Below are 23,948 nucleotides of genomic sequence, written 5' to 3'. Positions count from 1 at the left end.
GTCAATCGCCGGCAATCGTGCGCCGTCAACGATTCAGATAATCCGTCACGCGTGCCTGCAAATGCGTGATCGCATCAGTGAGCTGCAGATACGCGTCGACATCCATCAGCGTCCATTCCTGGCCTTCATTGCCGAAACGGATCGCGGCGATTTCCGTGGCGCTCAGCCAACCGGCGAAGAACCAGTGTGGCAGGCGGTCGGGCCGGCTCGACGGATAGACCCTGGACCAACCTATCCGGCTGCCCGGTATCGTCAATCCGAATTCCTCATGGAGTTCACGCAACACGCACGCTTCAGGCGTCTCGTTACCTTCCCTGCCTCCGCCGGGCAAGTCCCACAGGCCGGGAAACGGGATGTCGGGCTTGTCGTCACGTCGATAGACGAGGATGTCCCGGTCCTTGAAGAGCGCAATCTTCGAACCACTGAAGGGGGCACGCGATTCCATGCATGATCCATATCGTGGAAGCGGGGCTGTCAGTGTAGATTCTCGGGTATCGACGCGTACGCTCGATTTGATATAAGCATCCGCGTGGCACGACAGCGATGTCAAGGCGCGGTACAGCCGATACCGCCGTGAACGTTGAAAGATGGAAATCGAACATGAAGACTTTTGCTGTAAGGAACGGCCAATGGGGACTCCGGTATCACGATCTCCCCGGGCAAGGGATACCGACATTCTTCGTTCACGGATTGGGGTGCGCGTCCTCCTGCGATTATCCGGGTGTCATGGCACAGCCTGCTTTGTCGGGGCATCGGGCGGTGCTGGTCGATCTGCCTGGATTCGGGTTCAGCGATCGGCCCCTGGACTTTTCCTACACCATTCAAGACCATGCCGGAACGATCGTGGCACTCGCCGATCATCTGGCGCTGTCGTCGCTCAACCTGTTCGGTCACAGCATGGGGGGCGCAGTGGCGATCGCCGCATCGATGCAACTCGGTGAGCGGGTGCGACATCTCGTGCTGGGCGAGCCCAATCTGGCGCCTGGAGGCGGCTTTTTCAGCAGGAAAATCGCGGCGATGACAGAGGTGGAATACGTGCAAGCCGGGCACGCCGCACTGATCGCCGAATCCGCCGCCGGCGGCAGCGATATCTGGGCTGCTTCGATGTCGGCCAGTGCTCCATATGCCGTTCATCGAAGTGCCGTGTCGCTCATCGAGGGCAGTCATCCAAGTTGGCGCGAGCAGCTCTGTGCGATGAAGATGCCGAGAACCGTTTTGTTTGGAGCGCGCTCGCTGCCCGATGTCGACACCGAACGTCTTCCCGCGGAAGGGGTGAACGTCGGCATCGTGGAAAACGCGGGTCATTCGATGGCCTGGGAGAATCCGGCCGGGCTCGCCTTGGCGATCCGGCAGGCGCTCGAGTAACCGGAAAACCGGCGTCGGCAAGTGTGCCGTCATCGACGCGACCAATGCCCGTTCGGCGTGTCCGCTTTCGTAACCGGCTGCGAGCAATCGTTCGATACCGGGCCACGACAACAGAAAACGAGCCATGACAAACCTGATTCGATTCCGTGTTCGACCGGAATTTCACGGCAGTGATCTGTTGGTCGAGGTACTCGATGATCATCGTGCAGCGGATTTCCCGAGCATCGCCGCGATCCTGCAGGATGCGCTGCACGCTGTCGAGGTTCCGCATCCGGACGGCCTTGATGAACCGGTGGTCGCATTGTTTCACGACCGCTGCTTCAGCTATTGGACCTACGCCCGGGGCCACTATGAAATCGACGACGATATCTGGGGACTGTTCGTGACGGCGTCGAGCGACAACGCATCCGTTATCGCGGACATCGAAAGTGCCCTCCTGTCGACGGGGAAGTTCGTCAAGGAATACGTGGATTTCCGCAAGTTCGAGTGAGTTGAAGGGGCCGGGAAAACCTGTTCGGCAATATCGAACGACAACTCCCGGCGCCGGCAAGGATCGCCCCACACGCCCCCCGAACTCACCCCCGCACTGCCTTCACCACATACTGGCTCGTCGGCACCACATCGATCTTGTCGAAGTCGATGAAGCGTCCACAGCTGTCCATCATCTCGGCCACATTGCGCTGGAATTTTTCGTCATCGCCGACCGCATCGAAAAACGCATGCGGATCGGTCATCGCCGCGGCGGGAAAGCACTCCTCGACGATCGCGTCATAACCGGGCGCCGCATGCGTGAGCGCGCGCACGACGACGTTCTGCACATACAGGAAATTGTCCTGCGTATCGATCGCGACGCGCGTGTGATGTCCGTGCCACACGTCGAGCCATGCTTCGTGCGTGAGGCGCGGCGGCCGCTTCAGGAACGCGAGCTGCGAGAAGCCCGTGGTGCGCTCGCCCGGCCGTGCAGGAAAGCGCGTATTCGGAATCGGTTGCGACTCCGTGACGAGATACGCAGCCATGTGCGGGACGACCGCACGCACCGCGTCGTCGAACGGCTGCCGAAACATCGCGTTCGCGCTATCGACCCACACCGCGACGATCCCGTCGATGCCCGGGTGCGTGTTGGTCTGCTTCAGGCCGGCGGCCGGCGCGACGTCCGCATCCGCGACGTTCACCTGCACGCCGTGCGCACCGAGCGACAGCAGCTTGTCGGCGAGTGGCGCGCGCACCGAGCGGCTCCACTGATCGGGCGCAGCCTGCGCGTCGCGCCACAACACGTAAATGACTTTCTCCATTGCTCCGGCTCCAGAGGGTAATGACGGGATCGGCGGCGTTGCCGCCGGGGTTCAGGAAGCGATTTCAGGCGATCCGGCCGACGGGGGTGCGTCCGGCGCGAACCGGTTCGCGGTCAGCGTGAACGACGGCGGAATCGGCGACGTGACGGTTTCGAACAGGCGTTCGTGGCGCGTCGCATGAATGCGCCACGCGCCATCGCGTTTCACGTACTGGTCGTCGTAGAACGCAGTGCCGTGCAGCAGGTAGTTGTCCTCGAGATTGATCGCGTGGTCCTCGAGAAACCACACGCCGCATGCATGATCGGCCGAGACCAGCGTGAGCTCGGGGTGATGGCCGTGATGCATCGTCAGGAAGGTCGGCTTGCCGATCAGCTCGCGCAGGCTCGACACGAACGCGTCGCGGCCGTCGTACACGTAGCGGCCGCCGTACAGGCGGGCCTCGCAGTCTTCGGTCAGGCAATCCGCGAGCAGCGCCCAGTCGTGCGTGTCGACCGCGCGGAAATACCGGTACTTCAACTGTCGGATCTGCTCGTATTCATGGAGCGTGCGGGTCGTGTCGTCCATCGCCGGGTCTCGTGGTGGTGTCGTTCGATGGTAGGAACGAAGCCGCCTGCATCACATCGTCTGTTCGGACGAACGCGCCGTCCGCGTGTGCTCCGCGCTGCGAGGACGAATCGCGGGTTTCATCCGAACGGGTGATGGCCGACGCATCGCGCGGCGGTAACGTGGCATCGACGCGGCCATCGAACCGCACCGGCACCGAACAAGGAGACAGGATGACCCTCATCGAATCGCTGGAAGCGCGTGTGCGCCGGCTCGAGGATGCCGACGCGATCCGCCGGTTGAAGGCGCGCTACTTCACGTGCTGCGACCGGAAGGATCCGCAAGGGATGCGCGACTGCTTCGCACCCGGCCAAGTGCGCATCGACTACGGCCGCATCGGCACGTTCGACACGCGCGACGCGCTCGTCGACGTATTCGTGCAACTCGGCTGCCATCCGCACATCGTCGAGATGCATCACGGCGTGAATCCCGAGATCGACGTGCTCGACGACGTGCATGCGCGTGGCACGTGGGGCCTGCACTACCAGGTGATCGACACGAACGCGCGATCGCTCACGCAGCTCGGCGCGTACTACGACGACGAATACCGGAAGGTCGACGGCGAATGGAAGATCGCGGGCACGCGCTGCGTCGTCACGTCGACGCTGTCGGCCCGTTACGAAGGCGATGCGCCGGGCGTGCTGTTCGCCGGTGCGCAGCCGCCGGCCGCCTGACGCACGCCAGCGCCATGCACATGACGCACATTCCACAGGAGACATCGAACATGACACAGAACCACGATGCGCCGGTCGCCGTCGTGACGGGCGCATCGCGCGGCGCGGGCAAGGGTATCGCGCGCGCGCTCGGTGCGGCCGGCATGACCGTCTACGTCACGGGCCGCTCGCAGAACGAAGGCGATGCGCCGCTGCCCGGCACCATCCACGAGACCGCACGCGAGATCGATGCGCTCGGCGGCCGCGGAGTCGCGGTGGCATGCGACCACGCGGACGACGCGCAGGTGAAGGCGCTGTTCGAGCGCGTCGAACGCGAAAGCGGGCGGCTCGACATTCTCGTCAACAACGCGACCTACCTGCACGATCAACTGATCCTGCCGGGCCCGTTCTGGGAGAAGTCGCTCGACCTCGTCAACATCCTCGATGTCGGCCTGCGCTCGGCCTATGTCGCGAGCTGGCACGCGGCGGCGCTGATGGTGAAGCGTCGCAGCGGCCTGATCGCGTTCACGTCGTCGTTCGGCGCGAGCTGTTACATGCACGGGGCGGCCTACGGCGCGCAGAAATCCGGTGTCGACAAGTTCGCGAAGGACATGGCCGTCGACCTGAAGCCGTTCGACGTCGCGGCCGTGTCGATCTGGATGGGCCCGCTGCGCACCGAGCGCACGACGCGCGTGTGGGAAGAACACCCGGATCTGTACAAGGAATTCTCGCTCGTTGCGGAAAGTCCGGAATTCACGGGCCGCGTGATTCACGCGATCCATGGCGATCCGCAGCGCATGGGGTTGTCGGGGCAGGTGCTAGTCGGCGCGGAAGCCGCGTTGCGGTACGGCATCGCCGATCTCGACGGCAAGCAGCCGCCGTCGTACCGCGAACTGCTCGGCGGGCCTGTGCAGGCCCATCCGGCGATCGTCGCCTGAGGAGCGCACATGGGCATCCTGAAAGGCAAGGTCGCGCTCGTGACGGGCGCGGGGCAGGGCGTCGGCCAGGGCGTCGCGCAGGCGCTCGCGTCGGAAGGCGCGCACGTCGCGGTGGTCGGTCGTACCCGCGACAAGCTGCTCGCGACCTGCGAGGCGATTCGCGCGCGTGGCGGCGTGGCCGAGCCGTTCGTGTGCGACGTGATGAACGCCGCGCAGATCGTGGCGTGCGTCGACAGCGTCGTTGCGCGCTTCGGCGGCGTGCAGATCCTGATCAACAACGCGCAGGTCGTGCCGCTCGGCCGCCTGCTCGACGTCACCGATGCGGATTTCCACGCGGGGCTCGAGTCGGGGCCGATTGCGACGCTGCGCATGATGCGCGCGTGCCATCCGCATCTGAAGGGCGACGGCGTGATCGTCAATTTCGCTTCGTCGGCCGCGGTGCGCTGGGATGCGTCCGGCTACGGCGCGTACGCGGCGACCAAGGAGGCGATTCGTGCGCTGACGCGCGCGGCTGCCTGCGAGTGGGGCGTGGACGGGATCCGCGTGAACGCGGTCGCACCGCATGCGTTGTCGCCGGGCCTGAAAGGCTGGGTCGACGCGAACCCGCAGGAAGCCGCCGCGTTTTTCCGCACGATTCCGCTCGGCCGTGTAGGCGACTGCGAGCAGGACATCGGGCGCGCGATCGTGTTTCTGGCGAGCCGCGACGCGGCGTACCTGACGGGCGCGACGCTGCCGCTCGACGGCGGGCAGGCGTACTGGGGCTGACGACGCGGGCCGACGGCACAGGCGCGCGGCACTGGCCGCGTGCCGATCATGATCCGGCACGCGCGTGCACGCCTGCGCGCGGCGGCCGGCAAACCGGAATCGAAGAGAGGACGACATGGGTCGACTGGAAGGAAAGGTAGCGATCGTCACGGGCGGTGCGCGTGGCATGGGCGCGGCGACGTGCCGGCTGTTCGTCGCGGAGGGCGCGCGCGTCGTGATCGGCGACGTGCTCGATGCGGAAGGCGAAGCGCTCGCGCGCGAGCTCGGCGACGCGGCGCGCTTCATGCGCCTCGACGTCGCCGACGAAGCGAGCTGGGTGCGCGTGACCGAAGCGACGGTCGAGCAGTTCGGCCGTATCGACGTGCTGGTCAACAATGCGGCCGTGCTGACGTTCGGCGGCATCACCGAGCTGTCGAAACGCGATTTCGAGCGTGCGGTGTCGATCAACCTCGTCGGCACGTTCGTCGGGATCCGGACGATCGCGCCGCGCATGATCGCGCAGAAAAGCGGGTCGATCGTCAACATCTCGTCGGTGGACGGGCTGCGCGGCGTGAACGCACTGGCCGCGTACGTGTCGAGCAAGTGGGGCGTGCGCGGGCTGACGAAGGTCGCGGCGCTCGAACTCGGCCATCAGGGCGTACGCGTGAATTCGATCCATCCGGGCGGCGTGAACACCGCGATGTCGAACCCGACCGGCGCGCCGCTCGAGGAAATCAACAAGCACTATGCGAACGTGCCGCTGCAACGCGTCGGCCTGCCCGATGAAATCGCGCGCGCGACGCTGTTCCTCGCGAGCGACGAAGCGTCGTACTGCAACGGCGCCGAACTGGCCGTCGACGGCGGGATGGCGGCAGGAGCGTATTACCCCGGATTGCCGGGCGCGCCGTTTTGAGCAGGTGGGCCTGCCGCACGTTCTCGTCGGATGTTTGTGTACGCAACCTAATTCAGGGTTTGCCTGACTAGCGAAAACGTGAATTCGCACGGCCCGCGCGCTCGCTGGCCAAACGCGGGCGCGGCGGGCCGGATTTGCCGCTTCCGCGAAACCCTTGTTGGACGGCCGTCCTGGCCGTTTTCACCGCAGAAACGCGCGCAATGGCGTTGTAAAAATAATTCACAGGCAACTGGCGTGCCGGATCGCCGACATAGTTGTTTCTTGTTGCAACGCAACGTTTGCCGAATAACGGCGATGGTATGCTGGTCGCCATGGAGTTGTACGGCAGGTTGCTTGCATGGCGAAACTCGCGTTCGCACCTTCTAACGAGACGTCACCTTCTCTCGCACGCATCGCGGCATCGACACGCGCTCCGCTCGCGTGTCCCGTCCTGCGCGCCGCCGCACCCTGCGCTCCAATCGCATCCCCCATCTCGCGGGCTCGCCCCGCATCCCCCATCCTCGCCCAATAATCTGGAGACACCCTCATGTCGCAAAACAATCTGGCCGAAGCAACACACGGCCCGCTGATCGCTCCGCCGGCTTTCGTCAAACATCGCAAGCTGATCGACTGGGTGTCGCGCATCGCGGCGCTCACGGAGCCCGAGCATGTCGTGTGGTGTGACGGTTCGCAGGAAGAAAACGACGCGCTGTGCCAGGCGATGGTCGACCAGGGCACGCTCAAGCGGCTGAACCCGGCGAAGCGCCCGAACTCGTATCTCGCGCAATCCGATCCGTCCGACGTCGCGCGCGTCGAGGATCGCACGTTCATCTGCGCGGCATCGCGCGACGACGTCGGCCCGACCAACAACTGGATCGCGCCCGCCGAAATGCGCGAGACGCTCAACGGCCTGTTCCGCGGCTCGATGCGCGGCCGCACGCTGTACGTCGTGCCGTTCTCGATGGGCCCGCTCGGCTCGCCGATCGCGCACGTCGGCGTCGAGCTGTCCGACAGCCCGTACGTCGCCGTGAACATGCGGATCATGACGCGCATGGGCCGCGAGGTGTATGACGTGCTGGGCGAGGACGGCGATTTCGTGCCGTGCGTGCACAGCGTCGGCCATCCGCTCGAAGCCGGCCAGCAGGACGTGCCGTGGCCGTGCAACCCGGTCAAGTACATCGTGCACTTTCCCGAGACGCGCGAGATCTGGAGTTTCGGTTCGGGCTACGGCGGCAACGCGCTGCTCGGCAAGAAGTGTTTCGCGCTGCGTATCGCATCGACGATGGGGCGCGACCAGGGCTGGCTCGCCGAACACATGCTGATCCTCGGCGTGACGTCGCCGGCCGGCAAGAAGTATCACGTCGCGGCCGCATTCCCGTCCGCGTGCGGCAAGACGAACTTCGCGATGCTGATTCCGCCGCAGGGCTTCGATGGCTGGAAGGTCACGACGATCGGCGACGACATCGCGTGGCTGAAGCCGGGCCGCGACGGCCGACTGTATGCGATCAACCCGGAAGCCGGCTTCTTCGGTGTCGCGCCGGGCACGGGCGTGAAGACCAACCCGAACGCAATCTCGACGCTCACGAAAAACGTGATCTTCACGAACGTCGCGCTGACGGAAGACGGCGACGTGTGGTGGGAAGGGCTGACCGACACGCCGCCTGCGAAGCTGACCGACTGGCAGGGCAACCCGTGGACGCCGGAGATCGGCAAGGAGACGGGCCGCAAGGCGGCGCATCCGAACTCGCGCTTCACGGCGCCGGCCGCGCAGTGCCCGTCGATCGACGACGACTGGGAGAACCCGGCCGGCGTGCCGATCGACGCGTTCATCTTCGGCGGCCGCCGTTCGACGACCGTGCCGCTCGTGACCGAGGCACGCGACTGGGTCGAAGGCGTGTACATGGCCGCGACGATGGGCTCGGAGACGACCGCCGCGGCGGTCGGTCAGCAGGGCATCGTGCGCCGCGATCCGTTCGCGATGCTGCCGTTCTGTGGTTACAACGTCAGCGATTATTTCGCGCACTGGCTGAAGCTCGGCAAGCAGCTCGAAGGCGCTGGCGCGAAACTGCCGAAGATCTACTGCGTGAACTGGTTCCGCAAGGATGCGAACGGCAAGTTCGTGTGGCCGGGCTTCGGCGAGAACATGCGCGTGCTGAAGTGGATGCTCGACCGTCTCGAAGGCACGGGCGGCGGCGGCGAGCATGCGTTCGGCGTGTCGCCGGCGTATGAGGACCTGCACTGGGACGGCCTCGATTTCACGCGCGAGCAGTTCGACGCGGTGACCTCGATGAACGCCGACGAATGGCGTGAGGAGCTGAAACTGCATGCGGCGCTGTTCGACATGCTGAAGCTGCGCCTGCCGGCTGAAATGACCGACACGATGAAGAAGATCGAGCAGCGTATCGGCGCCTGACGGCCCGCATCGACGTTGTCGCTCCGACGTCCCGCCGCCGGCATTCGTTGCCGGCGGCGGGACGTTTTTGCATTTCCGCTTGTCGTCGTGCATGCCTTTCTTTGTCCGGTGCGGCCGGCGTCGCAGTATCCGTTTCGGCAACCCCGGCCGTATAGGTGAGTGCGGTAACGCACGGTTGCCGTCAACCGATCCTAGAGAATCGAAGCGGGTCGTGCTTGTTAGGGCAAGAAGGTCGCTTTATCGAGCCGCAATCAATATCGCCGCCGTCGAACCGAAGACTTGGGCGGCTATTAAACTGGGCGCTCCGTTTCCTTGCCGGTGAATTAGGCGGCGAAACACCAGGCGCCCTGATGAAGACGCATGAGGTGTCTCAATGATCGGCAAAACAATACATTGGCTCTCGAATGTGGTTAGTGGCGCACTGTCCGCATATCGATATGAGCGGCCGCGTTCGGCGTCGGCCGGATTGGGGTGGGCCATGCTTTTCATCGCGCTGTTCGTTGGCCAACCCGCGATCGGCCAAACCAATACGCCGGTGCCGGCAATCAACCTGGGCAGTGAAATCAACGACATCATCAACAAGAACGCCAACGATCCAACGCAAGCCATCAACAACTACATGGCCGGTCTCGCGGCGACAAACGCGCACTGGGTCCGGATCGATATCAACTGGGCGCGGATTCAGCCGTCACAAACCACGATCAACATCAACGACCCCAACCCCGGGACCAGCAGCGGATTGAACTGGGGAGTGACGGACACGATCATCCGGGCAGCCCGCAACAATGGCCTTCGGGTACTGGGCCTGATATTGCTTACTCCGCCGTGGGCGGCCAGTTCGAAGTGCTCGAGCAGCTATCAACAAGCGAACGGAGTTTCATCCTGGTTATGCGCACCGGATCCGACGTTTTATACCAATTTTGCCCGTGCCGCGGCCAAGCATTACGGTAGCGACAGCTACGGTGGACAAATCGATGCTTGGGAAATCTGGAACGAGCCGAACTGTGGTATCGATTTCATGCCCCACGATCCGGTGCTGTATACGCAAATCCTGAAAAGCGCCTACCCGGCGATCAAGCAGGCTAATCCTGGAGCCTACGTGTATGCGGGGGGAAGCGCGGCATGTACGACATATCCGAACAATTCGAGCGGCACGCTTCCGTCGAACGGTGTGGTCGGACTCGTCAACTCAACCAATCCGAGTTACCCCGCGCCGACCCAGTGGGATCCGCGCGACTGGCTGGCCGTGATGTACGCGAGTGGCGCGCACGGGTATTTCGATGCGCTGGCTCATCACCCGTACTGCTATTTCGACGACTGGCAATCGGCTCAGGACCAATGTCCCAGCACGACGCTCAACACCACGTTTCCGCAATACTCGAATGCATTCAACATGATGTGGCACACCTTCCCGTCGCCGTCGTATGCGTGGCCGTCGAGTAGTGGCAACTCGTTTTCGAGTTACACGGGAACAAGCTTGCGCGATCAGATGAATACGGCGGGCGATGCCGCGAAGGCCATCGTTCTCACCGAATTCGGTGCACCCACGACCGGTACGGACGGCGCGACCAATTTCACGGGACAATTGGGCGGCTCGTCGACGCAATACACGAATGCCGATTTTCGAACCATGCAGAATGCGCCATTTCTGACGCAAGCGAACCAAGCGCGCGAATATCATGCGCTGATGGCATGGATAGCGCAGCAACCGATGGGAGCATACGGACCGGTGTATGCGTACTGCTATTCCGACATGGCGTTGTCATTGCCGAACAGCACGAACATCTACGAGCCGTATTTCGGCATCGTGACGCTTGGCGCTGCGACGGGGGCCAACGGCACGCCTGGTTCCGCGAAAATCGAGGGCACGTCTCAGGTGAAGTCGAGTCAGTACTATCCCGCGTGGCCTGATTTCGGCATTAATGCCCGTGCGGCGGCAGCGGGCACTACCGGTTACGCGCCGATTGGCCCGGGCTGGTTCAATGCGTTGGGCAAGTAGGCGTATCGAACCGACAGCGGAGTCGCGCGTCCGGATTCGCACTTCACGAATCCGGGCGTGCCGTATCCACTGGCCGAGGTGTCCGATTCGATAAAGAAGATTGATCTGCTTATGGGCGACTGACGATACGCATTGAAGCTTCGATCGCGTCGCCTACTGCGCGCGGCAATGCGCAACGACTTCATCGACCGCACGCTGCACATCGCCGCGCCGGTAGCGCAGCAGTGCGCTGTCGGCGGGATCGGGCTCGTACGACACGACGTTGCCGCGCCCCGTGTAGATCGCGATGTCGGGCAACAGCGGATGCTCCTGGTCGAGCGACGGGACGTCCCGCGGATTGCCCGCCGCGCGGAAGAAGGCCGCGAAGTAGTCGGCGAAGCTGAGGTTCTCGTCGCCGACGAGGTAGGCCTTGCCTGCTTCGCCGCGCTGCAGCGCGCCCCAGATCGCTTCCGACAGCGATTGCGTCGAGATGAAGTTGCTGCCGCCGGCCGGCCCGAACACGGGCAGCCCCGCGAACTGGCCTTGCGCATAGCCGGTGTAGGCAGCGAACATCTCGTTGCGCAGCCCTGGCACCGACCCGACGACGAACGGCGCGTTGACGCTGCAGACGGCGAACGACTGCGTCGCGAGCGCGCGGACACGTTCGTCGGCGAGATGGCGCGAGCGCACGTACGGCACCGTGTCGACGAGCGCCGGCGCGACCTGCGGATAGAAGCTGCCGACCAGCACCGCGCGCTTCACGCCCGCGTCGCGCGCGAGCGCGAAAAAGCGCGGCACCGCGTCGACGTTCGCGCGCTCCCAGTGCGCGGCTTCGTCGGTGCCGGGCGGCAGGTGGCGGATATCGTTGCCGGCCGCGAACACCACCGCGTCGAACGGCGCGAGATCGTCGCGCGTGAAGTTGCCGGCCACGTAATCGCGCAGCAGTACATCGAACTGCGCGAGTGCGCTGCCGGGGGCGGGTGGCTTGCGTGCGGCGAGCGTGACGCGGTTGCCCTGCGCGTGCAGGTGCAGCGCGGCATGGCCGCCGATGAGGCCGGTGCCGCCGACGATCAGGATCTTCATGGTGTCTCCGGTAGCGGCGCTTTCGTGCCGCGTGAAATGAACAGGCGGGCGGTGCCGCTCAGAAATTGAAGCCGTTGCCCGTGACGACGGGCATGTTGGTCCAGAAGCCGTTCGGGTCGCGATACCAGCCGGCCGCCGCGAGCGCGCCGCCGTCGACATGCAGCGTCGTGCCGGTGACCCACGCGGCGAGCGGGCTCGCGAGGAACAGCGCGGCACCCGCGATATCGCCGGCCGTGCCGAAGCGCCCGAGCGGGATCCAGCGCGGGATGTGCTCGCGATGCTCGGCCGCGACCATCGCGCTGACGGGCACCTGCGGCGTCTCGGTGGTTTCGGGGGCGATCTGGTTCACGCGAATGCCGGCCGGCCCGAGTTCGAGCGCGAGGCTTTTCGTGAAGCCGGTCAGCGCTGCCTTGAACGACGCGTACACGGTGCAGTTCGGAATGGCGCGAAAGCCTTCGATCGACGACACGCCGACGATGCTGCCGCCCGCGCCGCGCTTGCGCAGCAACGGCAGCATCGCGCGCGTGACGACGAACACCTGGCGCAGGTTCGCGTCGAACAGCCGTGCGATGTCGTCGTCGGTGCAGTCGTCGAACGGTTTCGCGATCTGCAGGAAGTCGCCCACATTGTTGACGAGCACGTCGAGGCCGCCGAAGCGCGCGTCGACGGTTCGTGCGAACGCATCGACCTGGTCGCGGCGCGTGACGTCGACGGTGCCGACGAGCGCGTCGACACCCGCCGCCTCGAGCGCCTGGCGCACGTCCTGCGCGCGGGCCGGGTCGATCTCGGCTACCGCGACGCGCGCGCCGGCCGCGCCGAACGCTTCCGCACACGCACGGCCGATGCCTGCGCCGCCGCCGGTGACCAGCACGGTCTTGCCGTTGAATGAAATCATCGATGAACTCCTTTGAACGGGAGGGCAGTGCGTCGCGTCACAGCGACGACACCAGTTGCGCGTTGTCGATCCGCAGCTCCGCACCGTTCACGAAACGCGATTCGTCGGACGCGAGGAACAGCACGAGATTCGCGACGTCCCGTGGGTCGCACATGCGTGCCATCGGATCGCTGCCGATGCCGAGCGCGGCCGGGTCGAGATCGGGCATCAGCGCCTGCGTCATCGGCGTCCAGATCCCGTCCGGATGGATCGAGTTGCAGCGGATGCGGTAACCGCTGCGCTTGCAGTGCACGGCGACGCTGCGCGCGAGCGCCGTCACCGCGCCTTTCGACCCGGTGTATGCGCACATCATCGGCAGCCCGCCGAGCGCGGCGACCGACGACATCATCACGATCGAGCCCGGCGTGTCGTTGCCCTTCATCGCGCCGATCGCATATTTGCAGCCGAGGAAATAGCCGTCGGCGTTGGTGCGCATCACGCGGCGCCACGTGTCGAGGCTCGTGTCCTCGATCGAGCCGACCGGGCAGATCGCCGCGTTGTTGACGAGCACGTCGAGGCGGCCGAAGCGGTCGAGCGTCGATGCGATCGCCTGTCGCCAGCCGTCCTCGTCGGCGATGTCGTGGCGGACGAACAGTGCGGCGTCGCCGATCTCGCGTGCGAGCGCGCGGCCTGCATCCTCGTCGATGTCGGTCAGCACGACACGCGCGCCTTCGGCGGCGAGCAGCAACGCATCCGCGCGGCCGACGCCGCTTGCCGCACCGGTGACCAGCGCGACCTTGTTTGCGACTCGATTCATGGTCGGTCGTTTTCCCTAGACGTTGAAAGAAGGCGGGCGCTCATGCGGCGCCCGGTGCGCGGCCGGCCTTGATCGCGTCGAGCGCGGCCGTGCCGTAGATCTGCGCGATCGTGTCGTCGACGCGCGGGTTGGTGCGCAGTTCGTGGCCGCCGTCGACCGCGAAACTCTGGCCGGTCACCCAGCCCGACTCGGGGCCCGCGAGATAGCGCACCGCATGCGCGATCGCTTCCGGTTCGCCGAGCGTGCCGAGCGGGATCTGCTCGAGAAAGCTGTCGACGAGCGCGCGATTGTCGAACATCGGCGCCGTTGCTTCGGAGCGCGTGAGGCCCGGGCGCACCGCGTTCACGCGGATCTTCGCGCCGGCCAGTTCCTCGGCCGCGCCGCGCACGAGCGCTTCGAGCGCAGCCTTCGCGGTGCAGTACGCGGACAGCCAGCGGAAATTGATCTGCGCGGCCGTCGACGAGATGCAGACGATCGCGCCGCCGCCGCTGTCGGCGAGCCGCGGCGCGGCATGACGGATCGCGGCGAACGCGCTGTGCAGGTTCAGGTCGATTTCGGCGCGGAAGGTGTCGGCGTCGTGCAGCAGCAGCGGCCGGAAACCCGCACCGCCAACCGTCGGCACGACGATGTCTAGGCGACGGTCGAGCGCCCACGCGCAGTCGAGCGCGGCCTGCAGGTCGCCTTCGTCGCAGGCGTCGCCCGCGTGGATCGCGACGCGGCTGCCGGGCACCGCGTCGGTCAGTTGCCGTTGCGTGCGTTCGAGCGCGTCGCGGCGGCGGCCCATCAGCACGACGGCCGCGCCGTCGGCGACGAGCGCGTGCGCGCAGGCCGCGCCGATGCCGCCGGCGCCGCCCGTGACGAGTGCGGTGCGGCCGTCGAGGGGAGCAGCGGTGCGCATCGTTCAGCCCTCCAGCGGCAGGTCTTGCGACCAGTCGACGTGCAGCGTGCGCGCGGCGAAACGCCACGTGCCGCCGTCGAACACGCAACGGTCGCGATAGCGCAGCCCCCAGTCGAGCTTGCGCTTCACGCCGTCGCGCACGTAGACGTGGCAGGCGACGCCATAGGTCTCGACGTCGGCCTCGCCGCCGTCGAGCGTCACGAGCTGGTTGTGCACGTGATGCTGGGTCGCTTCGTAGCGCTCGATCACGCGCATGCCCGTCACGATCGCGTCGCGATCGTCGAAGCGGAAGCCGGGCCCGGCGAGCTGCGCATCGGGCGTGAAGAGGGCGGTGAGTCGCGGCCAGTCGCGCCGGTCGACGGCTTGCGCGTAGCGGCACGCCAGTTCGTACAGCGCGTGGCGGGGATTCGAATCGGTCATGCAGGGCTCCCGTGGAAGAACGGAAAGAGTCGGCCGCGCCGCGAGTGCGGACGCGGCGGCATTGCGACGTCGAGGCGAAGGTTCGCATCGGACCGATGGCGACTCATCATCCATACGGAGCAGGGCGAGGGTCGGGGAAAACACCGGGGCCGGGCGCCGCGTGCCGCACGATCGCGCCCGGATGGTGCGGCGCAGCGGCCGGCGTGCGACAGTCGTCTGACGATTGGCGCGGGCGGCCGGGACTGGCGCGCAACGCGCCGCGTCTCCTCCGCGTGTACGAAGCCATCGCGCACGATGCTGCGATGCGACACGCCGTGCGCCCGTCGCTCAGCGTTTGCCCCTAGTCGAAATGGACGATGGCCGACGGCCGGGCGCTGGCTACCGTGCAGTCATCCGGTGCCGCATGCGATGCACGCCGGACACGAACCGCACCAGCGGACAACCGGAGGGGACGACGATCATGAGACTGACGACTCGCAAGCTATGCGTACTGGCGATGGGCACGTTCGCTGCCATGGCGATGGCGCGATACGGCGCCGATCAGGTTCCGTCGCCGCCGTATGCGGCCGGCATCCTGCAATGCCGCTCGGTCGACGCGAACGGGCTGCCGGTCGGCTGCGTGCCGATCGATCCGTCGCACTTCGGGTTCGCCGCGCTGCGCGGCATGTGACGTCCGCGCGGCTACGCGCCGCGCAGGCCGGCAGCCGTGGCGGCGCGATGGCGTACCAACGCTCTTCGCCACGGCCACGTCGCAATCATCGCGCGGGCCGATCCCGTTTGATGCGGGTCGCGGCTTCAACCGGGCACGGGACGCCTGCGTCGTGCACGCGCCCCGTCGCACGCCCGATCCGGCATTCAGGCATTGCGGCGGCAACGTCGGCAACGGGCCGCCTGTCGGCCCTCACCGCGTCCGCGGCTTTCCATCGCTTCCCTCAGGTTTCCTACACGCTGACCCATTCCTCATGTCATCCGACTATTCCCTGACTCACCCCCTGAACATTCGCGACGTGCATCGCTGGGATGCCGAACACGATGTCGTGATCGTCGGCTTCGGCGCGGCCGGCGCCTGTGCGGCGATCGAAGCCGCGCGCGCCGGCGCCGACACGTTGATCGTCGAGCGCGCGTCGAGCTACGGCGGCACGAGCGCGCTGTCGGGCGGCGAGATCTACCTCGGCGGCAGCGGCGGCACGCCCGCACAGCGGCAGGCCGGCTTTACCGACGACACCGAGGATCTGTACCGCTACCTGATGCTGGCCGGCGGGCGCGACGCCGACGAGGCAAAGGTGCGGCTCTACGCGAACGAAAGCCTGGCGCACCACGACTGGCTCGTCGAGCAGGGCCTCACGTACAAGAACACGTTCATTGCCGAGCGGATCGTCGAACCGGAGACCGACGATTGCCTGATCTGGTCGGGCAGCGAGGAAGCCTGGCCGTTCAGCGAGGCCGCGAAGCCGTGCCCGCGCGGGCACACGCCGCAATGGCCGGGCTGGGGCGGCGGGCAGATGCTGATGCGCGTGCTGGCCGAACGCGTGGCGGCGCTCGGCGTCGCGACGCGTTACGACACGCGCGCGCTCGCATTGATCGTCGACGACGACGGCGCGGTGCGCGGCGTCGTGCTGCGCGCGTATGGCGAGACGGCATGCGTGCGTGCGCGTCGCGCGGTGATCCTGTGCGCGGGCGGTTTCGCGATGAATCGCGACATGGTGCGCCGCCATGCGCCGCAGTTCCTGCGCTCGGATGAACCGATCGGCAGCCCCGGCGACGACGGCTCGGGCATCCTGCTCGGCCAGAGCGCGGGCGGCGCGGCGATCCACATGGACCAGGGTTTCGTCAGCCTGCCGTTTTACGCGCCCGAATCGCTGATCCGGGGAATCTTCGTGAACGCGCGCGGCCAGCGCTTCATCAACGAGGACGGTTATCACGGCCGCACGGGCCATCACGCGTTCCACCAGGCCGGCGACCGCATCTACCTGCTCGTCGACCAGGCGACGTACCGCGAGCCGCCCGCGATTGCGCGGATCGGCATCGCGGCGGCCGGCGAAACGTGGGAGGAAGTCGAACGCGACCTGCAGATGCCGGCCGGCACGCTGACGGCGACTGTCGACGTCTACAACCGCCATGCTGCCGAAGGCGCCGATCCGCTGTTCCACAAGGCCGGGAAATGGCTGCAGCCGTTGATCGAGCCGCCGTTCGTCGCGCTCGATTGCCGGATCGACTACGCGTTCTATCCGCACTTCACGCTCGGCGGGCTCGACACGTTGCCGACCGGGCAGGTGGTCGACGCGGCACGCGCGCCGGTGGCGGGGCTCTATGCGGCCGGCCGCACGACCTGCGGGCTGCCGCGCTGGGGCGCCGGGTACAGCTCGGGGTTGTCGCTGGCTGACGCGACGTTCTTCGGCCGGCAGGCCGGCCGTCACGCCGCGCAGGCGGGGTGCGACGCGCTGCGCAACGCCGCGTAGCGTTGACAGGGTGGAAATGAACGACGCCCCGGGCAATCGTCTTGCCCGGGGCGTCGTCGTTTCGGGCACCCAAGTGCCCAGGTGCTTGAGCGGTTCAGCGGCTCAGCCGCTAAGCCGCCAACCGGGCCAACCAGGCCAACCCGCCGTCAGCCGAGGTCGAGCGCGTTCGTGAGATCGCCCGGCGGCGTCGCGCCGCGCGCGGCGAACGCCTTGTTGCGCGCGACCACGCCGTCGAGCGGCGCGAGCCCGTGCACGCGGCTGATGAAGCGCAGGATCGAGTTCGTGTCGTACAGCGTGTGATCGACGAAACCCTTCTTCGCGAACGGCGAGATCACGAGCGCCGGAATCCGTGAACCGGGGCCCCAGCGGTCGCCCACCGGCGGCGCGACGTGATCCCACCAGCCGCCGTTCTCGTCGTGCGTCATCACGATCACGGTGTTGTCCCATTGCGGCCCGCGCCGGATATGGTCGATCACCGTCGCGATGTGACGGTCGCCGGATTCGATGTCCGCATAACCCGCATGCATGTTCAGGTTGCCCTGCGGCTTGTAGAACGTGACGGCCGGCAGGCGGCCCGCGTCGATGTCGGCGATGAAGTGGTTGGTCGACGGCTCGTCGCCGAGCCCGGCGTCGCGCAGGTGCTTGCTGCGCGCCTCGGTGCCGGGCGCGTAGTTCGCGAAATAGTTGAACGGCTGGTGGTGGTACTGGAAATCGGGCACGGTGCCCGTGTCGCGATGCTCGAGCGCGTACTGCCACGCGCCGCTGTACCACGCCCAGTCGATGTTCTTTTCCGACAGGCGGTCGCCGATCGTCGCATAACCCTGCGGCGGCATCACGCGATGGTCGGCCGGGTCCGCGTACGCGGCATTGCCTGGGTCCGGCGGCGGCACGTAGCTCGGCTGATACGGCGGCGCCATCGTGTTCACGCCATAACCGTCCGGCGTCAGCGGGCCGTCGCCCGCGAACTTCGGCGGGCCGTCGAGCGCGGACGCGGGCGAATCGTCGGCGAGCTTCAGGCGCGTACCGGCCGGATCGTCGCCTTCGACCTTCGACAGCAGTTTCGCCGCATGCGGATGCTTGTGCGCGTCCGGATACAGCGGCGGCTGCGCGGAGATCAGGAACATGTGGTTCATCCACGAACCGCCGAAGGCCGCCATGAAGAAGTTGTCGCACAGCGTGTATTGCCGCGCGAGGTTCCACAGCCGCAGCGTGTCGGCCGAATTGCGGTAATGGCCCATCACGAGACCGCCCGAATCGGCCCACGCGGCGAACTGGTCGTTGCGGCCGCCCGCGATCTGCATCTGGTTCTGGTAGAAGCGGTGCCACAGGTCGCGCGTGATCACGCCGTTCGGCAGCGGCTTGCCCTGCGCGTCCGTGATCTGGAACGGCGCGTTCGGCAGCTTGTCGATGTCGCGCTCGGCGATCGCGTAGCGCTTGCCGCCCACTTCCTGCGCCTGCGGCACGAGCCCGCCCCAGATCTTCGGCAGCACGGGCAACGGCGTCTTGCCGTCGCGATCGAGCTGCTGCGCGTGCTCGGGCCGCACCTCGCTCAGCGGATGGCTTACGCCCGGGAAATCGCCGTACAGGTTCGCGAAGCTGCGGTTTTCCGCGTAGATCACGACGATGTGCCGCACACGCTGGCGCAACGCTTCGTCGACGCGCAGGTCGGCGGCGGAACGCGGCGCGCCGGTGGTTTCGCAGCCGCTGAGCGCGACACCCGCACCGAGCGCGGCAAGGCCGCCGAGCACGCGGCGGCGGTCGGGATCGGCGGGAAGGTCGTCGGGGCGATCGGGGGTGTCGTTCACGTCGTGGGTTCCTCGAATGGGCGGGTGGACGGGGCGTGATGCACGGCGGTGCCGCACAGGCTGCCGTGCCGAACGATGGAAGGCAACGGCCCGTATGGCGTATCGGCGCGTGCGATGCATCTGTCACAAAAATGTCACGAACGCGACTATAACGCGGCAACGGGGGCGGATGAAAGGTGTTTGTCGGACGATTCCCGTCGCGCCGCGAGCGATGCGCGACGCACTCGCGCGAACTAGACTTGAATAAGGGGCGGCGCGTCGCGGCGTGCCGCCCGGGCGAGGATTGCCCGGCGATGCCGGCCGACGGCGTTGTCGCGGCATCGTTGATGCGCAGGAGCGAGGCGAGATGGCACGCATGACTACCGCTGCCGCATGGCCGCCGATGCCGCGCGCGGGCTGCGCGCGCAGCCACGCACGTCCGCTGTGCCGCGGCAGAGCAGCGTAGCGTCGCGCGCACGTCCGGCCGGATGCCATGGACAGGAAATTCGACTACCCGGGATTGCTGATCGCGGCGGGCTTCTTCGTGCTGTTCGCCGCGCAGTTGCTGATGCTGCGTCCGTCGTCGGCGTCGATCGCGTACAGCGATTTCCACCGGCTCGTCGCCGCACGGCTCGTCGACGATCTCGAAGTCGGCCCCGCGTCGATCTCGGGCACGCTGAAGATGCCGCAGGCCGGCGCGATGCTGCCGGCGTCCGACGCCTCGGCCGTGCAGCAGGCCGGCGCGCCGTGGCGGTTCACGACCAACCGCGTGAGCGACGAACACCTGACCGACACGCTGACCACGGCCGGCATCCGCTATCACGGCACGCCCGACACGAGCTGGATGGCATCGCTTGCCTCGTGGCTGCTGCCGCTCGTGCTGTTCGTGTTCATCTGGAACATGATGCTGCGCAAGCGCGGCGGGCTGCAGGATTTCACCGGGATGGGCAAGAGCCGCGCGCGCGTGTACGTGCAGCAGGAAACCGGCATCACGTTCGACGATATCGCGGGCATCGACGAAGCCAAGGCCGAGCTGCAGCAGCTCGTCGCGTTCCTGCGCAATCCCGACCGCTACCAGCGGCTCGGCGGCAAGATCCCGAAGGGCGTGCTGATCGTCGGCGCGCCGGGCACCGGCAAGACGCTGCTCGCGCGCGCGGTGGCCGGCGAGGCGGCCGTGCCGTTCTTCTCGATCAGCGGCTCGGCGTTCGTCGAGATGTTCGTCGGCGTCGGCGCCGCGCGCGTGCGCGACCTGTTCGAGCAGGCGCAGCAGAAGGCGCCGTGCATCGTGTTCGTCGACGAGCTCGACGCGCTCGGCAAGGTGCGCGGCGTCGGCCCGATGTCGGGCAACGACGAACGCGAGCAGACGCTCAACCAGTTGCTCGTCGAGATGGACGGCTTCCAGGCCGGCTCCGGCGTGATCATCATGGCCGCGACGAACCGGCCGGAGATCCTCGATCCCGCGCTGCTGCGGCCGGGCCGCTTCGATCGCCACATCGCGATCGACCGGCCCGACGTGAACGGCCGCCGGCAGATTCTCGGCGTGCATGTGAAGCGCGTGAAGCTCGCGGCCGACGTCGATCTCGGCGAGCTGGCATCGCGCACGCCGGGCTTCGTCGGCGCCGATCTCGCGAACGTCGTCAACGAGGCCGCGCTGCATGCGGCCGAACTCGGCAAGCCGGCGATCGGGATGGCCGACTTCGACGAGGCGATCGATCGCGCGCTGACGGGCCTCGAACGCAAGAGCCGCGTGATGAACGCGCAGGAGAAGCTGACCATCGCGTATCACGAGGCCGGCCATGCGCTCGTCGCGGAAAGCCGCGCGCATTGCGACCCGGTGAAGAAGGTGTCGATCATTCCGCGCGGCGTGGCGGCGCTCGGTTATACGCAGCAGGTGCCGACCGAGGATCGCTACGTGTTGCGCCGGAGCGAACTGCTCGACCGGATCGATGCGTTGCTCGGCGGGCGCGTTGCCGAGGAGCTCGTGTTCGGCGACGTGTCGACGGGCGCGCAGAACGATCTCGAACGCGCGACCGCGATGGCGCGCCACATGGTCATGCAGTACGGGATGAGCGAAAAGATCGGGCTCGCGACGTTCGACGACGGCGATGTGCGCCAGGGCATGCCCGGCGCGTGGCATGCGGGCGACGGGCGTTGCAGCGAGCACACCGCGCGGATGATCGACGACGAGGTGCGCACGCTGCTCGCCGATGCGCATGCGCGGGTCGCGATGACGCTCGGCGAGCGCCGCGATGCGCTCGAACGCATCGCGCGACGGCTGCTGCAATCCGAGGTGCTCGAGCGCGAAGCGCTGCAGGCGCTGATCGACGGGCGCGTCGAACCGTCGTCCGCGACGCCGGCTGCACCGGCTCCGGACGATGAAGCCGGCGCACGCGGCGGCGCGATCGAAACGGAGCACGCGTCCGCGGTCGAGCGCGATTTCGTCGCATACGGGCCGCCACGCGAACCCGAGCGCTGAAGGTGCCGCGAACCTGCGGGCGGCGCGCATCGATGCGACTGCGTGCCGGCATTCCTTTCCCAGTTGATCCGCGCGGAGTCGCCATGAGCGAGGCGCACATATCGGTCGATGTCGCGCAGCAGGCGCGCTTCTGTTTCGAAGTGGTGTTTGCCGGCACGACGCTGTCGCCGGTGCTCACCGACGAACCGCCGCCGCTCGGCGAAGGACGCGGGCCGAACCCGATCCGGTTACTGGCCGCGGCGGTCGCGACCTGTCTCGCGGCGAGCCTGCTGTTCGCGCTGGAAAAGCAGCATGTCGATCCGCAGCCGATTGCCGCACACATCGATGTCGACATGGTGCGGAACGAAGCGGGCAGGGTGCGCGTGGGCGCGATGTCGGTACGGCTGTCGATCGGCAGGACATGGGCCGATCTCGCGGCGGCGACGCGCGTGCTCGATCAGTTCGATGCGTACTGCGTGCTGACGGATAGCCTGCGAGAAGGCATACCGGTGTCGGTCGACCTGTGCGATGCGAGCGGCGCGGCGCTCGAATTCGCGGCGACGGACGCGTGAGCGCGCGTCAGGATTCGGCTGCGGCCGCGACTTCGGCCGCTTCGGCGAGTGCGTCGAGAAAGCGCGTGCGCCACCAGTGCACGTCGGTCTTGCGCACGATCGCCATCAGCGCCGCATGACGCTGGCGGCGTTCCTCGAGCGGCATCGCGAGCGCACGCTGGATCGCCTGCGCGGTGCCTTGCGTGTCGTACGGGTTGACGAGCAGCGCCGACTTCAGCTGCTCGGCCGCGCCGGCAAAACGCGACAGCACGAGCACGCCCGGATCGGCCGCGTCCTGCGCGGCGAGAAATTCTTTCGCGACGAGGTTCATCCCGTCGCGCAGCGGCGTGACGAGCGCGACGCGGCTCGCGCGATAGAGGCCCGGCAGGCGCTTGCGCGCGACGGTGCGGTGAATGTAGCGCATCGGCATCCATTCGAGTTCGCCGTAGTCGCCGTTGATCGCGCCGCACAGGCTGTCCATCTCGCGCCGCAGGTCGTCGTATGCGCCGAGATCCTCGCGGCTCGGCGCGGCGATCTGGATCAGCGTCGCGCGGTCGCGGTTCTCCGGATACTGTTCGAGCAACTCGCGGAACGCATGCACGCGCTGCGGCAACCCCTTCGTGTAATCGAGCCGGTCGACCCCGACCAGCAACTGGCGGCGCGAGTATTCGTCGCGCATGCGTTCGAACATGTCGAGGCCGTCGCGGTCGCGCGCGAGCGACTCGAACTCGTCGACGTTGATGCCGATCGGGAACGCGCCGGCCGACAGCGTGCGGCCGAATGCACGCAGCCGGCCGTCCGGCAGCCGCGCGGCGCCGGCTTCCGCTTCGACGTAATGCTCGAAGTGGAGCAGATCCGACTCGGTCTGGAAGCCGACGAGGTCGTACGCGAACAGCGAGCGCATCAGCCATTCGTGTTCCGGGATCGCGGCCATGATCGGCGGCGGCGGCATCGGGATGTGCAGGAAGAAACCGATCGGATTCGTACAGCCCATCGCGCGCAGCTCGGCGGCGAGCGGAATCAGCTGGTAGTCGTGGACCCAGATGGTGTCGTCGGGACGCAGCAGCGTGCGCAGCTTGCGCGCGAACAACTGGTTCACGCGCCGGTAGCCGTCGGCGAAGCGGCGGTCGAACTGCGCGAGATCGAGCCGGTAGTGAAACACCGGCCACAGCACGTTGTTCGAATAACCGAGGTAGTAGGCGTCGTAGTCCTGCGGGTCGAGATCGATCGTCGCGAGCTGGATGCCGCCGACGTTCTGGATCTGCACGTCGTCGCCATGCGCGGGCTGGTCGTCGCTGCCGCGCAGCTTTCCGCTCCAGCCGAACCAGACGCCGCCGGATTCCTGCAGGCTGTCTTTCACGGCAACGGCGAGCCCGCCGGCTGCGGCTTTACGGGGATCTGCAATGCGATTGGATACGACGACGAGTCGGCTCACCAGCTCTCCTGACGATTGTTGGGGGAAGGTTCGTGCGGCCGTGGCGCGAGAAGCTGACGCCGCCATCGGCTCGCGGTGCGCGAAGCGATGAGGCCGCAATACGATCGGACGGGAGTCAGGGCACGCGATTCGCCGTCCGAACGCGGAGTGCTTTTTTAAGCATACTCGTCATTCGTTCGATTTAAAAGTCTGCGTCGGCGAGCGATGTGCGTGCGAACGCGGCGTTATCTCCATGTCGCCGGTGTGGCAACGCGCGATACAGGGCCGGGATCGAAACTTGCGCAACGCTGCAAA

At 66.8% G+C, this 23,948-nt stretch carries 22 protein-coding genes; 12 read left to right on the top strand and 10 right to left on the bottom strand.

Features of this window, described 5'->3' with window-relative positions:
* Positions 1-25: 25 nt before the first annotated feature.
* Positions 26-445 carry an NUDIX hydrolase gene (locus VK92_RS21180; RefSeq protein WP_048025168.1) on the bottom strand — a complete coding sequence of 140 codons (420 nt, stop codon included), beginning with the start codon at positions 443-445 and terminating at the stop codon, positions 26-28.
* 155 nt (positions 446-600) lie between these two features.
* Here VK92_RS21180 and VK92_RS21175 point away from each other — a divergent pair, with 155 nt between their 5' ends.
* Both VK92_RS21175 and VK92_RS21170 read left to right on the top strand, forming a co-directional pair.
* Positions 601-1,365, top strand: coding sequence for an alpha/beta fold hydrolase (locus tag VK92_RS21175; protein ID WP_048025169.1), 765 nt, complete (start codon positions 601-603; stop codon positions 1,363-1,365).
* 124 nt (positions 1,366-1,489) lie between these two features.
* Complete coding sequence (locus VK92_RS21170; protein WP_048025170.1) at positions 1,490-1,855, top strand: hypothetical protein; 366 nt, start codon at positions 1,490-1,492, stop codon at positions 1,853-1,855.
* Positions 1,856-1,940: 85 nt separating this feature from the next.
* Here VK92_RS21170 and VK92_RS21165 read toward each other — a convergent pair whose 3' ends face one another.
* Positions 1,941-2,657, bottom strand: a complete 717-nt coding sequence (locus tag VK92_RS21165) for an EthD domain-containing protein (RefSeq protein WP_048025172.1) — start codon at positions 2,655-2,657, stop codon at positions 1,941-1,943.
* A 51-nt stretch (positions 2,658-2,708) separates the two neighbouring features.
* Positions 2,709-3,221 (bottom strand): nuclear transport factor 2 family protein, encoded by a 513-nt coding sequence (locus VK92_RS21160; protein ID WP_048025173.1) that lies wholly within the window; start codon positions 3,219-3,221, stop codon positions 2,709-2,711.
* A gap of 212 nt (positions 3,222-3,433) precedes the next feature.
* Between VK92_RS21160 and VK92_RS21155 the strand changes: the two genes are divergently transcribed.
* The 6 genes from VK92_RS21155 to VK92_RS21130 all read left to right on the top strand — a co-directional run bounded on the left by VK92_RS21155 (position 3,434) and on the right by VK92_RS21130 (position 10,899).
* Positions 3,434-3,934 (top strand): nuclear transport factor 2 family protein, encoded by a 501-nt coding sequence (locus tag VK92_RS21155; RefSeq protein WP_048025204.1) that lies wholly within the window; start codon positions 3,434-3,436, stop codon positions 3,932-3,934.
* 50 nt (positions 3,935-3,984) lie between these two features.
* On the top strand, positions 3,985-4,851 hold the full coding sequence (locus tag VK92_RS21150) for an SDR family NAD(P)-dependent oxidoreductase (protein ID WP_048025175.1): 867 nt from the start codon (positions 3,985-3,987) through the stop codon (positions 4,849-4,851).
* A gap of 9 nt (positions 4,852-4,860) precedes the next feature.
* Entirely contained in the window at positions 4,861-5,616 is a 756-nt protein-coding gene (locus VK92_RS21145) for an SDR family NAD(P)-dependent oxidoreductase (protein WP_048025177.1), read from the top strand.
* 115 nt (positions 5,617-5,731) lie between these two features.
* Complete coding sequence (locus VK92_RS21140) at positions 5,732-6,508, top strand: glucose 1-dehydrogenase (RefSeq protein WP_048025179.1); 777 nt, start codon at positions 5,732-5,734, stop codon at positions 6,506-6,508.
* Between the two features lie 526 nt (positions 6,509-7,034).
* Positions 7,035-8,900, top strand: a complete 1,866-nt coding sequence (locus VK92_RS21135; protein ID WP_048025180.1) for a phosphoenolpyruvate carboxykinase (GTP) — start codon at positions 7,035-7,037, stop codon at positions 8,898-8,900.
* Positions 8,901-9,378: 478 nt separating this feature from the next.
* Positions 9,379-10,899, top strand: coding sequence for a hypothetical protein (locus VK92_RS21130; protein WP_048025181.1), 1,521 nt, complete (start codon positions 9,379-9,381; stop codon positions 10,897-10,899).
* A 153-nt stretch (positions 10,900-11,052) separates the two neighbouring features.
* Here the strand turns inward: VK92_RS21130 and VK92_RS21125 are convergent, their stop codons facing one another.
* The 5 genes from VK92_RS21125 to VK92_RS21105 are packed head-to-tail and all read right to left on the bottom strand — an operon-like array spanning position 11,053 to position 14,970.
* Positions 11,053-11,961: an NAD-dependent epimerase/dehydratase family protein gene (locus VK92_RS21125; protein WP_048025183.1), complete on the bottom strand. Its 909-nt coding sequence runs from the start codon at positions 11,959-11,961 to the stop codon at positions 11,053-11,055.
* Positions 11,962-12,019: 58 nt separating this feature from the next.
* Entirely contained in the window at positions 12,020-12,856 is an 837-nt protein-coding gene (locus VK92_RS21120; protein WP_048025185.1) for an SDR family NAD(P)-dependent oxidoreductase, read from the bottom strand.
* Positions 12,857-12,893: 37 nt separating this feature from the next.
* Positions 12,894-13,652 (bottom strand): SDR family oxidoreductase, encoded by a 759-nt coding sequence (locus tag VK92_RS21115; RefSeq protein WP_027791663.1) that lies wholly within the window; start codon positions 13,650-13,652, stop codon positions 12,894-12,896.
* A 40-nt stretch (positions 13,653-13,692) separates the two neighbouring features.
* A complete protein-coding gene (locus VK92_RS21110; protein WP_048025187.1) occupies positions 13,693-14,550 on the bottom strand; it encodes an SDR family NAD(P)-dependent oxidoreductase in 858 nt (285 codons plus the stop codon).
* A gap of 3 nt (positions 14,551-14,553) precedes the next feature.
* A complete protein-coding gene (locus VK92_RS21105) occupies positions 14,554-14,970 on the bottom strand; it encodes a nuclear transport factor 2 family protein (RefSeq protein WP_027791661.1) in 417 nt (138 codons plus the stop codon).
* A 460-nt stretch (positions 14,971-15,430) separates the two neighbouring features.
* On the opposite strand from VK92_RS21105, the gene VK92_RS21100 reads away from it, so the two are divergent.
* Complete coding sequence (locus tag VK92_RS21100) at positions 15,431-15,640, top strand: hypothetical protein (protein WP_048025206.1); 210 nt, start codon at positions 15,431-15,433, stop codon at positions 15,638-15,640.
* A 292-nt stretch (positions 15,641-15,932) separates the two neighbouring features.
* Positions 15,933-17,429 (top strand): FAD-dependent oxidoreductase, encoded by a 1,497-nt coding sequence (locus VK92_RS21095; protein ID WP_042976804.1) that lies wholly within the window; start codon positions 15,933-15,935, stop codon positions 17,427-17,429.
* 146 nt (positions 17,430-17,575) lie between these two features.
* On the opposite strand, the gene VK92_RS21090 is transcribed toward VK92_RS21095, so the two are convergent.
* Complete coding sequence (locus VK92_RS21090; protein WP_048025188.1) at positions 17,576-19,234, bottom strand: acid phosphatase; 1,659 nt, start codon at positions 19,232-19,234, stop codon at positions 17,576-17,578.
* A 472-nt stretch (positions 19,235-19,706) separates the two neighbouring features.
* On the opposite strand from VK92_RS21090, the gene ftsH reads away from it, so the two are divergent.
* Together ftsH and VK92_RS21080 are read left to right on the top strand one after the other, a co-directional pair.
* Entirely contained in the window at positions 19,707-21,689 is a 1,983-nt protein-coding gene (gene ftsH, locus VK92_RS21085; RefSeq protein WP_048024605.1) for an ATP-dependent zinc metalloprotease FtsH, read from the top strand.
* An 83-nt stretch (positions 21,690-21,772) separates the two neighbouring features.
* On the top strand, positions 21,773-22,240 hold the full coding sequence (locus tag VK92_RS21080) for an OsmC family protein (protein ID WP_048024606.1): 468 nt from the start codon (positions 21,773-21,775) through the stop codon (positions 22,238-22,240).
* 7 nt (positions 22,241-22,247) lie between these two features.
* Here VK92_RS21080 and otsA read toward each other — a convergent pair whose 3' ends face one another.
* Entirely contained in the window at positions 22,248-23,654 is a 1,407-nt protein-coding gene (gene otsA, locus VK92_RS21075; protein ID WP_021162139.1) for an alpha,alpha-trehalose-phosphate synthase (UDP-forming), read from the bottom strand.
* Between the last annotated feature and the right edge of the window lie 294 nt (positions 23,655-23,948).

Origin of the sequence: Burkholderia sp. LK4 (assembly GCF_001043615.1) — a bacterium.
In the GTDB taxonomy this organism is placed as follows: domain Bacteria; phylum Pseudomonadota; class Gammaproteobacteria; order Burkholderiales; family Burkholderiaceae; genus Burkholderia; species Burkholderia cepacia.
The sequence above is the reverse complement of the archived record's forward strand: the minus strand, read 5'-3'. Positions and strand labels throughout refer to the sequence as shown.

Bases quoted from the DNA above. Each gene is read 5' to 3' on its own strand.
- VK92_RS21180 (WP_048025168.1), bottom strand. From the start codon at position 445: ATGGAATCGCGTGCCCCCTTCAGTGGTTCGAAGATTGCGCTCTTCAAG.
- VK92_RS21175 (WP_048025169.1), top strand. From the start codon at position 601: ATGAAGACTTTTGCTGTAAGGAACGGCCAATGGGGACTCCGGTATCAC.
- VK92_RS21170 (WP_048025170.1), top strand. From the start codon at position 1,490: ATGACAAACCTGATTCGATTCCGTGTTCGACCGGAATTTCACGGCAGT.
- VK92_RS21165 (WP_048025172.1), bottom strand. From the start codon at position 2,657: ATGGAGAAAGTCATTTACGTGTTGTGGCGCGACGCGCAGGCTGCGCCC.
- VK92_RS21160 (WP_048025173.1), bottom strand. From the start codon at position 3,221: ATGGACGACACGACCCGCACGCTCCATGAATACGAGCAGATCCGACAG.
- VK92_RS21155 (WP_048025204.1), top strand. From the start codon at position 3,434: ATGACCCTCATCGAATCGCTGGAAGCGCGTGTGCGCCGGCTCGAGGAT.
- VK92_RS21150 (WP_048025175.1), top strand. From the start codon at position 3,985: ATGACACAGAACCACGATGCGCCGGTCGCCGTCGTGACGGGCGCATCG.
- VK92_RS21145 (WP_048025177.1), top strand. From the start codon at position 4,861: ATGGGCATCCTGAAAGGCAAGGTCGCGCTCGTGACGGGCGCGGGGCAG.
- VK92_RS21140 (WP_048025179.1), top strand. From the start codon at position 5,732: ATGGGTCGACTGGAAGGAAAGGTAGCGATCGTCACGGGCGGTGCGCGT.
- VK92_RS21135 (WP_048025180.1), top strand. From the start codon at position 7,035: ATGTCGCAAAACAATCTGGCCGAAGCAACACACGGCCCGCTGATCGCT.
- VK92_RS21130 (WP_048025181.1), top strand. From the start codon at position 9,379: ATGCTTTTCATCGCGCTGTTCGTTGGCCAACCCGCGATCGGCCAAACC.
- VK92_RS21125 (WP_048025183.1), bottom strand. From the start codon at position 11,961: ATGAAGATCCTGATCGTCGGCGGCACCGGCCTCATCGGCGGCCATGCC.
- VK92_RS21120 (WP_048025185.1), bottom strand. From the start codon at position 12,856: ATGATTTCATTCAACGGCAAGACCGTGCTGGTCACCGGCGGCGGCGCA.
- VK92_RS21115 (WP_027791663.1), bottom strand. From the start codon at position 13,652: ATGAATCGAGTCGCAAACAAGGTCGCGCTGGTCACCGGTGCGGCAAGC.
- VK92_RS21110 (WP_048025187.1), bottom strand. From the start codon at position 14,550: ATGCGCACCGCTGCTCCCCTCGACGGCCGCACCGCACTCGTCACGGGC.
- VK92_RS21105 (WP_027791661.1), bottom strand. From the start codon at position 14,970: ATGACCGATTCGAATCCCCGCCACGCGCTGTACGAACTGGCGTGCCGC.
- VK92_RS21100 (WP_048025206.1), top strand. From the start codon at position 15,431: ATGAGACTGACGACTCGCAAGCTATGCGTACTGGCGATGGGCACGTTC.
- VK92_RS21095 (WP_042976804.1), top strand. From the start codon at position 15,933: ATGTCATCCGACTATTCCCTGACTCACCCCCTGAACATTCGCGACGTG.
- ftsH (WP_048024605.1), top strand. From the start codon at position 19,707: ATGGACAGGAAATTCGACTACCCGGGATTGCTGATCGCGGCGGGCTTC.
- VK92_RS21080 (WP_048024606.1), top strand. From the start codon at position 21,773: ATGAGCGAGGCGCACATATCGGTCGATGTCGCGCAGCAGGCGCGCTTC.